The organism is Tenacibaculum adriaticum (assembly GCF_008124875.1).
GTDB lineage: Bacteria > Bacteroidota > Bacteroidia > Flavobacteriales > Flavobacteriaceae > Polaribacter > Polaribacter adriaticus.
The window spans coordinates 745,686-761,944 of the sequence record NZ_VNIA01000002.1; the positions used below are offsets into that span (position 1 = coordinate 745,686).

General features: G+C 30.8%; 17 protein-coding genes. 6 read left to right on the plus strand and 11 right to left on the minus strand.

Features of this window, described 5'->3' with window-relative positions:
* The first annotated feature begins 1 nt into the window (after position 1).
* Positions 2-1,282 carry an argininosuccinate lyase gene (gene argH, locus C7447_RS08745; protein WP_148870112.1) on the plus strand — a complete coding sequence of 427 codons (1,281 nt, stop codon included), beginning with the start codon at positions 2-4 and terminating at the stop codon, positions 1,280-1,282.
* On the opposite strand, the gene C7447_RS08750 is transcribed toward argH, so the two are convergent.
* The 5 genes from C7447_RS08750 to C7447_RS08770 all read right to left on the minus strand — a co-directional run bounded on the left by C7447_RS08750 (position 1,269) and on the right by C7447_RS08770 (position 5,692).
* Complete coding sequence (locus tag C7447_RS08750; protein WP_148870113.1) at positions 1,269-1,949, minus strand: lycopene cyclase domain-containing protein; 681 nt, start codon at positions 1,947-1,949, stop codon at positions 1,269-1,271. The genes argH and C7447_RS08750 overlap by 14 nt on opposite strands.
* Positions 1,946-2,395: a sterol desaturase family protein gene (locus C7447_RS08755; protein ID WP_148870114.1), complete on the minus strand. Its 450-nt coding sequence runs from the start codon at positions 2,393-2,395 to the stop codon at positions 1,946-1,948. The genes C7447_RS08750 and C7447_RS08755 overlap by 4 nt, the downstream gene beginning before the upstream one ends.
* Positions 2,395-3,237 carry a phytoene/squalene synthase family protein gene (locus C7447_RS08760; protein ID WP_148870115.1) on the minus strand — a complete coding sequence of 281 codons (843 nt, stop codon included), beginning with the start codon at positions 3,235-3,237 and terminating at the stop codon, positions 2,395-2,397. The genes C7447_RS08755 and C7447_RS08760 overlap by 1 nt, the downstream gene beginning before the upstream one ends.
* The gene (locus tag C7447_RS08765) at positions 3,237-4,703 is read right to left on the minus strand and encodes a phytoene desaturase family protein (protein ID WP_148870116.1); all 1,467 of its coding nucleotides are present in this window, start codon (positions 4,701-4,703) and stop codon (positions 3,237-3,239) included. Before C7447_RS08765 ends, C7447_RS08760 begins: the two co-directional genes overlap by 1 nt.
* Positions 4,704-4,798: 95 nt before the next feature.
* Positions 4,799-5,692, minus strand: coding sequence for a MerR family transcriptional regulator (locus tag C7447_RS08770; protein WP_148870117.1), 894 nt, complete (start codon positions 5,690-5,692; stop codon positions 4,799-4,801).
* Between the two features lie 122 nt (positions 5,693-5,814).
* On the opposite strand from C7447_RS08770, the gene C7447_RS08775 reads away from it, so the two are divergent.
* From C7447_RS08775 to C7447_RS08785, 3 genes are read left to right on the plus strand one after another with little or no spacing between them, the layout of a single operon-like run.
* Entirely contained in the window at positions 5,815-6,309 is a 495-nt protein-coding gene (locus C7447_RS08775) for an RNA polymerase sigma factor (protein WP_148870118.1), read from the plus strand.
* A 3-nt stretch (positions 6,310-6,312) separates the two neighbouring features.
* Complete coding sequence (locus C7447_RS08780; protein ID WP_148870119.1) at positions 6,313-6,927, plus strand: hypothetical protein; 615 nt, start codon at positions 6,313-6,315, stop codon at positions 6,925-6,927.
* 6 nt (positions 6,928-6,933) lie between these two features.
* Entirely contained in the window at positions 6,934-7,422 is a 489-nt protein-coding gene (locus C7447_RS08785; RefSeq protein ID WP_148870120.1) for an alpha-ketoglutarate decarboxylase, read from the plus strand.
* On the opposite strand, the gene C7447_RS08790 is transcribed toward C7447_RS08785, so the two are convergent.
* Positions 7,419-8,438 (minus strand): threonine aldolase family protein, encoded by a 1,020-nt coding sequence (locus C7447_RS08790; RefSeq protein ID WP_148870121.1) that lies wholly within the window; start codon positions 8,436-8,438, stop codon positions 7,419-7,421. The genes C7447_RS08785 and C7447_RS08790 overlap by 4 nt on opposite strands.
* 36 nt (positions 8,439-8,474) lie before the next feature.
* Here C7447_RS08790 and prfB point away from each other — a divergent pair, with 36 nt between their 5' ends.
* Positions 8,475-9,575: a peptide chain release factor 2 gene (gene prfB / locus C7447_RS08795; RefSeq protein ID WP_148870122.1), complete on the plus strand. Its 1,101-nt coding sequence runs from the start codon at positions 8,475-8,477 to the stop codon at positions 9,573-9,575.
* A 10-nt stretch (positions 9,576-9,585) separates the two neighbouring features.
* The gene (gene arsC / locus C7447_RS08800) at positions 9,586-9,927 is read left to right on the plus strand and encodes an arsenate reductase (glutaredoxin) (protein WP_148870123.1); all 342 of its coding nucleotides are present in this window, start codon (positions 9,586-9,588) and stop codon (positions 9,925-9,927) included.
* On the opposite strand, the gene C7447_RS08805 is transcribed toward arsC, so the two are convergent.
* The 5 genes from C7447_RS08805 to C7447_RS08825 all read right to left on the minus strand — a co-directional run bounded on the left by C7447_RS08805 (position 9,924) and on the right by C7447_RS08825 (position 16,195).
* Positions 9,924-11,228, minus strand: a complete 1,305-nt coding sequence (locus C7447_RS08805; protein WP_148870124.1) for a sugar MFS transporter — start codon at positions 11,226-11,228, stop codon at positions 9,924-9,926. The two genes, arsC and C7447_RS08805, sit on opposite strands and share 4 nt — an antisense overlap.
* Positions 11,225-13,543 carry a GH92 family glycosyl hydrolase gene (locus C7447_RS08810; protein WP_148870125.1) on the minus strand — a complete coding sequence of 773 codons (2,319 nt, stop codon included), beginning with the start codon at positions 13,541-13,543 and terminating at the stop codon, positions 11,225-11,227. The genes C7447_RS08805 and C7447_RS08810 overlap by 4 nt, the downstream gene beginning before the upstream one ends.
* 10 nt (positions 13,544-13,553) lie before the next feature.
* Positions 13,554-14,513 carry a glycosyltransferase gene (locus C7447_RS08815; RefSeq protein ID WP_148870126.1) on the minus strand — a complete coding sequence of 320 codons (960 nt, stop codon included), beginning with the start codon at positions 14,511-14,513 and terminating at the stop codon, positions 13,554-13,556.
* 1 nt (position 14,514) lies between these two features.
* Positions 14,515-15,294 (minus strand): DUF3050 domain-containing protein, encoded by a 780-nt coding sequence (locus C7447_RS08820; RefSeq protein WP_148870127.1) that lies wholly within the window; start codon positions 15,292-15,294, stop codon positions 14,515-14,517.
* Between the two features lie 85 nt (positions 15,295-15,379).
* On the minus strand, positions 15,380-16,195 hold the full coding sequence (locus tag C7447_RS08825; RefSeq protein ID WP_148870128.1) for an enoyl-ACP reductase FabI: 816 nt from the start codon (positions 16,193-16,195) through the stop codon (positions 15,380-15,382).
* Positions 16,196-16,259 lie beyond the last annotated feature (64 nt).

A 16,259-nucleotide genomic window follows, 5' to 3' on the forward strand; every position in this document is an offset into this window, starting at 1 on the left:
TATGAAACTTTGGCAAAAAGAGTATTCAATCAATAAAAAAATAGAAAATTTTACTGTCGGAAATGATAGAGAAATTGACTTACATATTGCTAAATACGATATTGAAGCTTCTTTAGCACATGCTAAAATGTTAAGATCAATTCATATCATTACCCATGAAGAATTTAACAAATTACAAGAAGGATTATCAGACTTAACAAAACAAATTGAAGAAGGTTCTTTTCAAATTGAAGCAAATTTTGAAGATGTTCATTCTAAAATTGAATTTGAACTTACACAAAAGTATGGTGAAGTTGGTAAAAAAATTCACACAGCAAGATCTAGAAACGATCAAGTTTTAGTTGCTCTGCAGCTATATTACAAAAGTGAATTAAAAACCATTTTACAAAAAACACAAACCTTATTTGATACATTATTAAATTTAGCTAATACTCATAAAGAAAAATTATTACCAGGTTATACTCACTTACAGGTGGCAATGCCTTCTTCTTTTGGCTTATGGTTTTCTGGTTATGCAGAAACACTAATTGACGATGTTCTTTTACTACAAACTACTTTAAAAATAGTTGATCAAAACCCTTTGGGTTCTGCAGCGGGTTATGGCAGTTCTTTCCCTATTGATAGAGAATTAACAACCAGAGAATTAAACTTTTCAACTTTAAAATACAATGTAATTGCTGCTCAATTATCAAGAGGTAAAAATGAAAGAATTTTAGCGAGTGCTTTAGGTAATTTATCAAATACACTTGCTCGTTTTTCTATGGATATTTGCTTGTATATGAGTCAGAATTTCGGGTTCATTACATTTCCAGACGAACTAACAACGGGTAGTAGTATTATGCCTCATAAAAAAAATCCTGATGTTTTTGAGTTGATTAGAGGAAAATGTAATCAAATTCAGGCATTACAAACAGAAATGTTATTAATTACCAATAATTTGCCAAGTGGCTATCATAGAGATTTTCAATTACTAAAAGAAAATAGTATTAAAGCTATTGAAAGTATAAAAGATATTTTAGACATCTTTAATTATACAATTCAGCAAATTATTGTAAAAGAAATAAATCTAAATGATGAAAAATATAGGTTTTTATTTACGGTGGATAATATTAATAATTTAGTTGTTGAAGGCACTCCATTTAGAGAAGCTTATCAAAAAATTGGTAAACAGGTTGAAGATGGAAGTTATGAACCAGATACCTCAAAAAAACATTCACATATTGGAAGTATTCATAATTTAGGACTGGAAGAAATCAGAAAAAAATTTCCTATTTTTTCTTGAAGTATTCTATCAACATAACATTTGTAAATAACATCGAAAATGCATATCCAATGTCTTCTATAGGTATCGTTCCTAAACGAATTCCTAAGTTTTCTTTGTTATTATACCAAACCACAGGTTCTTCTAATCCTGTTCCTGTAAGAATTCCGTTTACCACAAAAAATGGAATTAAAATGATTAAAAAAGCGATATAGAACCTACGTAAATGTTGAATACCTATATAATAACCAAACACTAAAATAATAAGTGAAAAACTATAATTTACAAAGGTATAAGCTTTGTGAAAATTTAAAAATACAACAGGAAGAAGTAACAATATTAGCCCAAGTGTAATTACTTGGGTTATTTTTTTTGACAATACTAATTTTGGTTTAAAATATGCTAACGAATAATGAATAAATACACTGGCATAAGGAATACAGAAAAAGAACAACCATTCTTCTATTGGCATTCCAAGAAATAAATAAGGCAAATGATAATTAGGATTAAAACCCCAAACGCCATATTTAGTAAAGACACCATCCCAAATTAAAAAGACTGTGGCAACAATAGTTAACGAGGTTAATACGGCTTTCCAATGACGGATAAATCGCATTTTTTTATTGAAAGAATACAATAATGGAATACTTATAGAGCAAACATTTAAAAGCAAATACAAATATTTCACTTCTTATATTCTTTAAAGTATTTAAACGGAACAAATAACATTCCAAAACATTCACCATCTGGCTTCCCTAAGTGTTTATGGTGAATTTTATGTGCTTTTCGCAATCCTTTTAAATACCAATTATTAGTACGTTTAAACCAAGAAAATCGTTGATGAATTAACACATCGTGAACCAAGAAATATGCCAGTCCGTAACATAAAATACCTAATCCTATAAAAAATAAGATATTGAGTTCTGGTCGTATACCGAAGTAAAATAATAAAATACTCGGAGTTGCAAAAACCACAAAAAAAGCATCATTCTTTTCAAATACATGTGGATATCCTGGTTGATGATGATCTTCATGTAAAAACCATCCAAAACCATGCATTATATACTTATGAGTACACCAAGTAACTCCTTCCATGGTTATAAAAGTTGCTATCGTTATAAGTGCAAATAACATCAAATTAAATTCAATTTATATTTTACATAACTACGTGCCAACAAATTTATTTTCATCGGATTTGAAATTCGAATTCTAGAATCCATTATTTTTGATGAGGGTGTAGCTTTTAACTTTTTTAATAACTTTCTATAATATCTGTACGCTATAAAAACTCCAAATTTTGCTTCAACTGGTAATTTTAAAATTCCATTATTGTATGCAAAATCAAAATCGGCTTCTATATCATTTATAATTTCATCTTTGGCTTTTGCATCTAGTTTTTTTAAATCTACATTCGGAAAATAAGAACGGTTTAAATGTTCTATATCATCTTTTAAATCGCGTAAAAAGTTTACTTTTTGAAACGCTGATCCTAAACGCATTGCGGGAGCTTTCAACTCTTCATATTTTTGCTCATCTCCTTTTACAAAAACCTTTAAGCACATAAGGCCAACCACATCTGCCGAACCATAAATATACGCATTATATTCCTCTTTCGTTGTGTATGTTGTCTTGTATAAATCATCTCGCATACTTTTTAAAAAAGCCTGCACTAAATCTTCCGAGATATTAAACGCCTCTACGGTATAAATAAAAGAATTTAAAATAGGATTCAAGCTAATACCTGTTTCTTTCGAGACATAATACTCTTTTTCAAATCTATTCAAAAGAGCTTCTTTATCATAGTCGTGAAACGTATCTACAATTTCATCTGCAAAACGAACAAAACCATAAATATTGTAAATATGTGGACGAATATCAGGTGATAACATTTTTGTTGCTAACGAAAAAGATGTACTATATTTCTTGGTTACGAGTTTGCTACAATTATAGGAAACTTCATCAAACAATTGTTTCATTACTGATGTGTTTTTAAAATTAAATCTGATGCTATTTTACCCGAAATTAACGACGGTGGTACACCCGGTCCTGGAACGGTTAGTTGTCCTGTAAAAAATAAATTCTTTACTTTTTTACTTTTTATTTTTGGTCTTAAAAATGCTGTTTGGGTTAGTATGTTTGCTAATCCGTAAGCATTTCCTTTATACGAATTGTAATCTTTTATAAAATCATTTACACAATAACTTTCTTTAAAAATAATACTTTCTTTTACCTTTTGATTTGTTAAACGCTCTAATCTATCAATAATAATATTAAAATACTTCTCACGTATCTCTGGAGTATCTTCAATACCTGGAGCTAACGGAATTAAAAATGTTCCCGCTTCTTTTCCTTCAGGCGCAAAACTATCATCTGTTATACTTGGAAAACTTGCGTAAAACAATGGTTTTTCTGGCCATTCTGGAGTGTCGTAAATTGATTTTGCATGTACATCAAAATCTGTATCAAAAAACAACGTATGGTGTTGCACATTGGTTAGTTTTTTATCGAAACCTACATAAAATAATAAAGAAGATGGGGCAAATGTTCTTGTATTCCAATATTCTTCAGAATACCTTCTTAATTCCTTCGGAAGTAAAGTTTCAGTATGATGATAATCTGCTCCACTCAATACCAAATCTGTTTCTATCTTTTCTTCGTTCACAATTAAAGCGTTTACTTTTTTATCAGCATCTACTTTAATCTGTGTGATATTGGCATTGGTTACAAAATTCACTCCCATTTGTTGCGCCAACGTTACTATTCCTTCTATTACTTTATACATCCCTCCTTTTGGATGCCAAGTACCTAAACCAAAATCAGCATAGTTCATAAAATTGTAAAAAGCGGGTGTATTACTTGGTTTTGCTCCTAAAAAAAGCACCGGAAACTCTAAAATTTGAATGAGTTTATTGCTTTTAATGTTTTTACGCACTTGTTTTCTTATGGTAGAAAAAAACTGCCCAACCCTTACAGTTGTTTCTGGTGTTATAAGTTCTAATGGAGAAACTCCAGGTCTATAAACAACCTCCTTAACAGCAATATTATAATTGTTTTCTGCAGATTTAATAAATTTTTTAAGATGTTTAGAACTCCCTTTTTCTTCTGCTTCGAATATTTCACATATTTCTTCAAAACTTCCTGGAATGATTATGCTATCGTTTTCATCAAAATATACTTGATACGCTGGATCTAATTTTTTTAACGTGTAGAAATCTGAAGGCTTTTTTCCAAAATCTGCAAAGAATTTCTCAAAAACATCTGGCATCCAATACCAAGTCGGACCAATATCAAAAGTAAAGCCTTGATTTAAATATTGTCTTGCTCTTCCTCCAATGGTTTTATTTTTTTCATAAACCGTCACCTCATAACCTGCTTTTGCCATATAACAAGCTGAAGAAAGTGATGAAAAGCCTGAACCTATTATTGATATCCGTTTTTTCAAAATTTTATTTATTTTAATATGATAAAGATACTTAATTTGTTTAATATTTTATAAAATAATTTAAACAATTTTAATTTTGATAAAAAAAATAAGTATCATAAATTTTCCAATAAATCTAAAACAGAAGGATATATCGTGATCTCAGAATCAAAATCTAAATTTTCAACTTCCCTCGCACGATTGCCAATTGCTATCATTTTATGATTTGTATTCTTTAAAACACTATCTATTTCATAAAAATAATCCATTACCTTATCTTCATAAGGCTTAACTGTCATTGAGGTAATAAAACAAACCTTTAATTCGCTATCAAAAAAATAATTTAGATTATTTAAAGGCAAACTTTGACCTAAATAAATGGTTTGACAACCTCTTAACACTAATTCATAATTCAAATACATCAATCCAATTTCATGTATCTCGCCTTCTGGTAAAAACAACACATACTTATAATCTGTATTTGACGCTGCGTATTCTAACTTCTCTATATTTAATTGAATTTTCTGAATAATTAAATTTGATATAAAATGCTCATGCGCAGGCATTAATGTATTGGTTTGCCATAGCAAACCAATATGATTTAAAAAAGGAACAAATACTTCTTTAAAAATTTCTCTAAACGTTTTTTTATGTAATAATTTATTGTAGGTATTGTTAAACAACATTTTATCAAACTGAAACATCGCGATTTTAAACGCATTAATGGCTTCATCATTTACAGCAAACTCAAATGATAACTCTCTTGCTTTTAAAATTATTTGCTCATCAGACATTTGTGCAATCTTTGAAATCTTAGAACCGTGCTTATTTAACAAAGCTACATTTAGCAATTTCATAAGACTTTCTGATGAATAATAACGAATATTGGTATCTGTTCTATTAGGCGCTAATAAATTATACCGTTTTTCCCAAATTCGAATCGTGTGCGCTTTAATTCCTGAAATATTTTCAAGGTCTTTAATTGTAAATATGGTTTTAATGTTGTTCAATATAAAATTGTTTTTATTAAACAAATATAAAGAATAATTTGCTGTTAAAAATAATTTTATAAAATTAGTGTAACATTTAATACATTTGAGCTACTTATACACTGACTAACCTAACTACCAACGTGCAAGAAAGTTTGAAAGACAAGTTTTTAAACGATTTTGAAGTAAATCAAAACATTGCTCATAAAATTTGTAGGCTCTATACTTCAAACAAAAATGATCATAATGATTTGTTTCAAGAGATAACCATTCAACTTTGGAAAAATTACCCGAAGTTTCGTGGCGATGCTAAATTTAGTACGTGGATGTATAGAGTTGCCTTGAATACAGCAATTTCATTATACAGAAAATCGACTAGAACTATTAAAACACATGATATCTCTGATGTTGAATTTAAAATTAAGTCAGAGGATTATGATGATACAGAAGAACAACAGTTAAAAGCTTTATATACCGCAATTAGAAGTTTAAATGATATTGACAAAGCTCTTGTTTTTTTGTATTTAGAAAACAAAAATTACAAAGAAATATCTGAAACATTAGGTATTAGTGAAGTGAATGCTCGTGTAAAGATGAACAGAGCAAAGGATAAATTAAAAAAGATACTAAACCCATAATTTATGGATGTATTAGATAAATATAAAAAAGCTTGGGATAATCAACCTGAAGATTCTCAAAAGGTTTCTAAGGATGATATTTATAAAATGGCTCATTCCCGCTCTTCTTCGATAGTAAAATGGATTTTTATTATTGGTTTGTTAGAATTTGTTATATTTCAATGTTCATACTTCTTTTATGATACTGAAAAAGGATATGAAATGTACAAAAAAATGAATCTCGAAAATTTTTATATCGTGACTCAAATAATTGGATATGCTATTCTTTTATTTTTTCTCTTAAAATTTTATAAAAATTACAAAAGTATATCAACAATAGACAATACAAAGAATTTGATGTCAAAAATTATAAAAACTAGAAAAACGGTAAAGCACTATGTTTTCTTTAACTTGAGTTATCTTTTTTTAGTTTTAACTGTAGTTACTGTTGCTATGACCAATAACGAAATTGAAGAAATTCCTGAAGAAAAAAAGATTTATATTATAATCGGCTTGATTGTTTTTGGTCTAATCCTAATTTTACTTTTCTGGTTGTTCTACCAGCTACTCTATGGTATTTTATTACGTAAACTCAACAAAAACTATAAAGAATTAGCTAAATTAAATGAGTTAAATTAAACCTCTATGAAAAAGATATTTACCCTTTTATTTTTAATTACTTTTTCTACAATAGTCGGACAAGAAAAACAAAGTGATTTTTGGGAAAATGTCCGTTTCGGTGGCGGGATTGGTTTAGGTTTCGGAAATAACAATACCACAATAGCTGTTTCTCCTACTGCTGTATATGATTTTAATGAACAGTTCTCATTAGGAGTATCGTTAGGTTATATCTACAACAAAAGAGGTGACTATAAATCGAATGTTTTTAGTGGTAGCCTTTTATCTCTATATCGTCCTTATACAAACATTGAATTCTCAGGAGAATTTGAACAACTTTTTGTAAACCAAAAGTTTGCAATAGCAACAGATAATTATAACTATCCTGCCTTATATTTAGGTGCAGCTTACAGAACTAGAAACGTCTCTTTTGGTCTTCGTTACGACGTTTTATATAACGAAAATAAAAGTATTTATACCTCAGCTGTCTCTCCAATAATCAGAATATTTTTTTAAAAATTCTTAAGTTCAGTAAGCAACCTTTCATGCATTTCATTGGTATAATCTAAATGGGTGACAATACGCACTTTACCTTCTCCCATAGATATCATCCAAATGTTTTTTTCTTCCATACTTTTGATAAAATCCATTGGGTCTAAATTATCATTTACATAAAAAATTACAATATTTGTTTCAATAGGCTCTACCTTTTTAACAAACGAAGATTGTTCTAAAACTTCTCCTATTTCTTTTGCTTTTTTATGATCCTCTGCCAAACGCTCTACATGGTTATCCAATGCATAAATTCCTGCAGCAGCTAAATATCCTACTTGTCGCATCGCTCCTCCTAATAATTTTCGAATGCGTAATGCCTTTGCTATATTTTCTTTGCTACCTAACAAAACAGAACCGATTGGCGCTCCTAATCCCTTAGACAAACAAATAGAAATTGTATCGAATAGCGCTCCATATTGCTTTGGAGTTTCACCCTTTTCAACTAAAGCATTAAACAAACGTGCTCCATCTAAATGAAATGCTAAATTATTTTCTTTGGATACTTTCTGAATTTTCTTTAACTCTTCAAAATCCCAACAAGCACCCCCTCCCTTATTCGTAGTATTTTCAATACATACTAAACGTGAATACGGAACATGAATATCCGATCTTCCTGCAACTTCATACGCTAATTGTTCCGCTGTAAACATTCCTCTGTCTCCATCTATCAATCTACATGTTACACCTGCATTAAACGCTGCTCCTCCACCTTCATAATTATAAACGTGTGCATATTTATCGCAAAACAATCGATCTCCTGGTTGTGTATGTAATTTAATAGCTGTTTGATTTGCCATGGTTCCTGATGGAAAAAATAACGCGTCTTCAATCCCAAACATATCAGCAAGTTTATTTTGTAATTTATTTACTGTAGGATCTGCTTTAAAAACATCATCACCAACCTCTGCATTCATCATTGCCTGTAACATTCCTTTAGTTGGTTTGGTAACGGTATCGCTTATTAAGTTTATTTCCATTTTTATGTACGTTTTTAAACGCTTATTTTTGCAGTTATGATTACACAAGAACAGCTAAAAAATATTGCTGAACGAGTTAGCAAGTTAAAAGGATATCTCGAAATTGACAAGAAATTAATTGAAATTTCTAACGAAGAAGAAAAAACTGCTGACCCTAACTTTTGGAACAACCCAAAAGAAGCTGAAATTTTAATGAAGGAACTTCGTTTTAAGAAAAAATGGGTAGAAGATTATAATGCTATCGTTTCGTTAAATGAAGATTTAAACGTCTTATACGATTTTTATAAAGAAGGAGGTATTGATGAAGCTGAAGTTGTGGAACAACATGAAAAAACAAGCTCTTTATTAGAGGATATTGAATTTAAAAATATGCTTTCTGAAGAAGGAGATAGTTTAAGTGCTACTATTCAAATTACAGCAGGAGCTGGTGGAACAGAAAGTTGTGATTGGGCAGAAATGCTAATGCGCATGTACACCATGTGGGCAGAAAGACAAGGTTATAAATTAAAAACCTTAAACTACCAAAGTGGCGATTCTGCAGGAATAAAAACCGTTACTATAGAAATTGAAGGCGATTATGCTTTTGGTTGGTTAAAAGGTGAAAATGGGGTACACCGTTTGGTGAGAATATCTCCTTTTGATAGTAATGCTAAACGCCATACTTCTTTTGCTTCTGTGTATGTGTATCCTGTGGCTGATGATAGTATAGAAATTGAAGTAAATCCTGCAGATATTGAAATTACCACAGCTCGTTCTAGTGGTGCTGGCGGACAAAATGTAAACAAAGTAGAAACTAAAGTTCAGTTAGTACATAAACCCACAGGTATTCAAATTCAGTGTTCTAACTCTCGCTCTCAGCATGATAATCGTGCTACTGCTTTACAGATGTTAAAATCGCAACTGTATGAAATTGAGCTGCAAAAACGTCAAGCAGCACGTGCAGATATTGAAGCTAATAAAATGAAAAATGAATGGGGAAGTCAAATCCGTAATTATGTAATGCATCCCTATAAATTAGTTAAAGATGTACGAACTGCTCATGAAACAGGAAATGTAGATGCCGTAATGGATGGAAACATCAGCCCTTTTTTAAAAGCCTATTTAATGATGATGGGGCAAAAAGAAAAAACCAACTAAAAAAATAACAATGATAAAGATATACCATAATCCACGTTGTTCAAAATCACGTCAAGGTCTTGCGATCTTAGAAGAAAGTAATCAAGATTTTGAAATTGTAAAATATTTAGATGCAATTCCTTCTAAAAAAGAATTAACAGCTATTATCAAATTATTAGGAATTAAACCTATTGATTTAGTTCGTAAAAACGAACAAATTTGGAAAGACAATTACAAAGAAAAAGAGCTTTCTAATAAAGATGTTATAAAGGCTATGATTGAAAATCCAAGGTTAATCGAACGCCCAATTGTTATCAATAAAGATAAAGCAGTAATTGGGCGTCCGCCTGAAAATATTAAGAATATTATTTAAGCAACTTGCTTCCTTTTGTAGTTACCATAAAAGAATATATATGCATAACAAAGGATTATCAAAATAAATGCTTTTTTAAAACCTCCATGGTCAATAAAAAAACCGTACAAAGGAGGAATAATAGCTCCACCTACAATCATCGTACATAAAATTCCGGATGCTTGTGGTTTTAATTCCTCTAATCCACCTATAGCTAATGAGAATATTGTAGGAAACATAATCGAATTGAATAGCCCTACTGCCAATATACTTATCATAGCAATAAAACCTGTTGTATTCATCGAAATTAAAATCATAGAAACTGCACCAATCGCAAAATAACCTAACACTTTAGCAGGATTCATAATTTTAGTTAAATAAGCCCCTATAAAACGGCCAATCATGGCTCCACTCCAATAAAAAGTAACAAAAGCACCTACTACAGCTTTATTATCTAATTTATAAACATCGTTACTTAAAATAGTTTCTGAAATATTCCTAAAAAAACTACTGTTCTTAATTGCAAGTGCTAAATCCATATCTAAAAAATAACTTACCAAATAGCTTCCAATAGAAACTTCGGCTCCTACATATACAAAAATCCCAATAGCTCCCAATACCAATGATTTCTTTTTAAGTAAATCACTATATCCAGATTTTGAAGTTTTTTGTAAAATTTTAGGAAGTTGTACAAATACAAATATGATTGCTAACACAATAATAAAACCTGCTATTAGTAAGAATGGTGATTGTACAGCTTCTGCTTCGGAAATTAAATACGTTTGTTTTTGTACTTCTGTTAGTGTTTCTATTTCTTCGGATGTTTTTATCGTATCACTTAATAAAAACATAGCTCCAATAGCTGGCGCAATAGCAGTTCCTAATGAATTAAATGCTTGCGATAAATTTAATCTACTCGATGCACCAGATTCATCTCCTAAAACCGCTACATATGGGTTTGCTGCAACTTGTAAAATCGTCATTCCTCCTGCTAACACGAAATATGCCAACATAAAAATACCAAACGTACGATATGATGCTGCTGGATAAAATAATAAACAACCTGTTGCCATGGTTCCTAAACCGAGGATAATTCCTTTTTTATATCCAATTTTTGATAAAATATATCCTGCTGGTATCGACAATACAAAATAAGCTCCAAAAAAAGCAAACTGTACTAAACCTGCTTGGAAATATGTTAATGTAAAAACATCTTTTAAACGTGGCACAAGAGAATCTACCAATACGGTGATAAATCCCCATAAAAAGAATAATGAGGTTAAAAAGATAAACGCTCTGTTATATGAATTTTTCTGTATCATATTCCTAAATTTTTGTTTGGTTTGTTAGACATAGTAAAAATGAACTCTCCTCCATTCATTAACTCGTTATGTGTAAGATATAAACGATTAATTTCTTTTCCATCTATAGTAATCTTCTCAATAAATACATTTTCTTTAGACTGATTTTCAGCAATGATAACCAATGAGTTTCCATTCTCTAAATGAATTTTTGCTTCTTTTATTAATGGACTTCCAATTGCATATTTATCACTTCCTGGAGTTACAGGATAAAAACCTAAGCTGCTAAAAATATACCAAGCACTCATTTGCCCTGCATCATCATTTCCACACAAACCATCTACATTTGATCCGTACATAGTGTCCATAATCATTCGAACTCTACTTTGTGTTTTATACGGAGTATCTGTCCAATTATATAAATATGGAATATGATGCCCTGGTTCATTTCCTTGCACATAGTTACCTATAATACCATCTCGTGTAATATCTTCTGTATTTGCAATATATTTATCATCCAATTCCATCGTAAATAATGAATCTAAAAACTGACCAATACGTTGCTTACCTCCCATTAAATCAACCATTTTTGGAATATCTTGAGGAACATACAAACCGTAATTCCATGCATTTCCTTCTATAAAGCCTTGCCCGTGAGTATCTAACGGATCAAACTCTTTTTTAAACGTTCCATCTGCTAATTTCGGACGCATAAACTTACTTTCTGCATCAAAAACATTATTGTAATACGTAGCTCTTTTCGAAAATTCTGAGACCGTTTTATCATCACCAACTTCTTTCGCAATTTGTGCTATACACCAATCATCATATGCCAGCTCTAATGTTTTAGATACCGAAGAATGACTTTTATCCTCAGGTACATATTGATATTTTATATAATCTCCCAATCCATCAAAATACGAAACATTAGCTGTACTTACTGATGCTTCTAAAGCTCTTTTTTTATCAAAATCGCCTACGTTTTTCACTATTGCATCAGCAATTACCGAAGTGGCATGGTAACCAATCATACACCAATTTTCATTTGCATAATGGCTCCAAATTGGCAACATTTTATGTACACTTTGTTCTTGATGCGCTAATATAGACTTTATCATATCATTATTACGCTCTTGATGAATTACATTGAATAATGGATGTAATGCCCGATATGTATCCCACAAAGAAAAAACAGTGTAGTTGGTAAAGCCTTCAGATTGATGAATATTTTGGTCTAATCCACGATAATTTCCATCAACATCTTCATACAAAATAGGACTTAACATGGTATGATACAATGCTGTATAAAATGTTCTTTTATCCTCTTCTTTTAGAGTGGTTATTTCTATTTTAGAAAGTTCTTTGTTCCATTTTTGCTGAGTTTCTTTTTTTACTTTATCAAAATCCCAATGCGGAATTTCAGCTTGCAAATTCTTTAATGCTCCGTTTGTACTAACAGATGACAAAGCTACTTTCATTTGTATCTTTTCATCCTGTTCAGTATCAAAATTAAAATATGCTCTTATGTTGTTCCCTGCCATTTCTGGAAAGTTTTCATCTTCTTTAAACCTTCCGTAAAATCCATTGTAAAGAACTTTGTCGTATTTTTTATGTCCGTAACTTTTAAAAGGTTTTGAAAACTGAATAGCGAAAAACACTTTTTTATCGCGCGCCCAACCTTTTGTTTGACGATATCCTGTTACTAATGAATCATTTTCAACTCTAATAAACGTCCATACATTTTTTTTATCATGATTGTAGATATTATACACCATATCTAATAAAATATGTGCATTTTCTGACTTCGGAAATGTATATTGATGAAAACCTACACGCTCTGTTGCTGTAAGCTCTACTTTAATATTATAATCTTTTAATTGTACTTCATAATACCCTGGTGCTGCTTTTTCATCATCATGAGAAAAGGTCGAAACAAATCCTTTTTCATTTTCTGTATTCAAAGGCTGTAATCGTAATTCTCCTTCTGTTGGCATTACCAATACATCCCCCAAGTCTGAATGTCCTGTTCCACTCAAATTAGTATGAGTAAACCCAACAATTGTAGTATCTCTATATTGATATCCTGCACAATACTCATACGTTTTAGGATTGTATTTCCCATCTTTTAATAATTCCTGTACATCTGTTTGCGGACTTAACTGAACCATACCAAATGGCGCAGTCGCTCCTGGATATGTATGTCCCATTTTACTGGTTCCCACCATTGGGTTTACAAACTGAGTATAATCATTTATAATTTCACTTTTTTTGGGAGATTCTTCTTTACACTGTATAAATGTAATGAAGATTAATAGTAGTAATATTCGTTTTATCATTGTTATTTAGTTAGTTATTTTTACTGATAAATATTGATTGCAAAAAGCCTAATCCGTAGCCTAAAAACTGTGTAAATGTGGTTAGAATGCTTAAAAAAGCTACTTTTAAACTTTTATTATGAAAGAGTGAATCTAAGAAAATTAGCGCAAAGTATCCTCCGTAAAAAGCAATTAATTGCCAATGCCCTAAAATTACTAACAGAATACTAATATCAATACCAACAAGAAACAACGAAGGAAACCAATATGTTAATTTTGCTGTTTCTGGATATTTACTGTTTAATAGCGGTCTTGCTGTACCAAAAGCAAAAGTTTGTTTAAAAAATTGTTGCAATGTACTTCTACGTTTATGATATACAAATGCTTTTTCAATTAACTGAGTTTCAAATCCATTTTTCCATAATCGAAAGGTCAAATCGATGTCTTCACCAACCTTCATATCAGCAAAACCTTTTGTTTTTTCAAATGCTTTTTTTGAAAGTCCTAAATTGAAACTTCTTGGTTGAAATTTTCCAACACTTTTCTTTTTTCCTCGTATTCCTCCAGTAGTTAATACGGAAGTCATCGAATAATTAATCGCTTTTTGTAAATCGGTAAAACTTTCGTGAGAAGCATCTGGACCTCCAAAAGCATCAGTATCATTTTTATCTAATGCAATTTTTACTTCAGATAAATATTGGGGTGGTACGAGTACATCTGAATCTAAAATGATAAAATAATTTCCAGAAGCGTGTAACATCCCGAAATTTCGACTAGCTCCTGCTCCACTATTATCTTTAAAAAAGTATTTGATATCGAGTTTATTTACATACTTTTTTACAATCTCTTCTGAGGAATTATCTGACCCATCTTCAATAATAAGTATTTCAAAATCATCAGCGAAATTTTGCTTTGTCAAACTTTCTAACAACTCATCAATCTCTTTCGGACGATTATAAACGGGAATTATTATTGAAAAATTAAGTTTCATTCTATGTTAAAACTGTTTTATTAATTTGTTTGGCAACACCTTCCCAAAGTTGAATCCTTTTTTGCAACGATTCTTTCGCATAATGCAGAACTTCTTTCCACTTTTGTTCGTCCTTACCACATAATTCTGCTATCATTTTTAAAGATAATGGTCCATGTTCATCTCCATCTAGCTCTATATGTCTGTGTAAATAATATGTCAACTTATTATAGTTTACGTTTTCTTCTTCCTCTGCTCTTTTTACAATTTCTAAAAACATATCTGGAATTACATCTTCCCTTCCAAAAGTAAAACTTGCAGCAATTATATGCGGTTTGTTCGTTTTTATAACTTCAAAAGTAAAATTTACAAAATCCTTTGTCTCTTTTAAAAGATCTAAATTGTTTAATGCTCGCACAACTTCGTCTCCTTTTATTATTTTAGAAATAAATGTTGAAATTTGAGTCGTATCAGCTCCAACTTGCTCCATCGCATCCAAATACATTTCAAAGTGACTTTTAGGTTCTCCTAATTCATTAACATCACTTTCTTCTCCATGAACAATTTCATTAATAAATCTTGCTGTGGTTGGGTTTGAAACAGGAACCCACGGCAAATCAACACAGGTTAATTTCTGCTGTAAGGCTTTTAATAAAGACATAAAATCCCATACCGCAAAAACATGCTCTTGCATAAACACTTTTACATCTTCTACATCATTTAAATAAGTGTATAACACGTGTTCTTTCAACTCTTTTCTTAACGATTGTAATTCGTTCTCTATAAATAAAATAGTACTCATTTCTTGCTTTATAATACCAATAAAAAATGCAAACCTATATAGGTTTGCATTTTTTATTTAATTAGAAACCTTAATTCGGTTTTTATTAATCTTCTTTCATAAACTCATCCATCACGCTATCGCTAACTCCCATATTCGAGAATCCTCCGTCGTGAAATAAGTTTTGTAAAGTAACTTTCTTAGTTAAATCTGAAAATAATGAAATGGTATAATCAGCACATTCCAACGCTGTTGCATTCCCTAATGGCGACATTTTTTCTGCATAAGCTAAAAAACCTCCAAAACCTTTCACTCCGCTACCTGCTGTAGTTGGTGTAGGTGACTGTGAAATTGTGTTTACACGTACTTTATGATCTCTTCCGAAGAAATACCCAAAACTACGAGCAATACTTTCTAAGTACGCTTTATTATCTGCCATATCATTATAATCTGGAAAAACACGTTGAGCGGCCATATAAGTTAGTGCTACAATACTTCCCCACTCATTCATGGCATTTTTGTTATATAAAACATTCATCGTTTTGTGAAACGAAACAGCAGAAACATCCCAACCTTTTGTTGTAAAATCATAACTAGGATCTGTATAATGTTTTCCTTTACGTACGTTTACAGACATACCTATTGAGTGTAAAACGAAATCGATTTTACCTCCTAAAATTTCCATAGATTTTTCAACTAAATTTGTTAAATCTTCCATAGAAGTAGCATCTGCAGGAATAATCTCAGAACCTGTTTTTTTTGCTAATTCGTTAATTTGTCCCATACGCATTGCGATTGGCGCGTTGGTTAATACAAATTGTGCACCTTCTTCATGTGCGCGTTCAGCAACTTTCCAAGCGATAGAATTTTCATCTAATGCCCCAAAAATAATTCCTTTTTTACCTTTTAATAAATTATACATATTATTGGTTTTTTTCTCTAGTTATTTGTTTGATTAAAGGCAAATATACATCTTTAATCTTTTT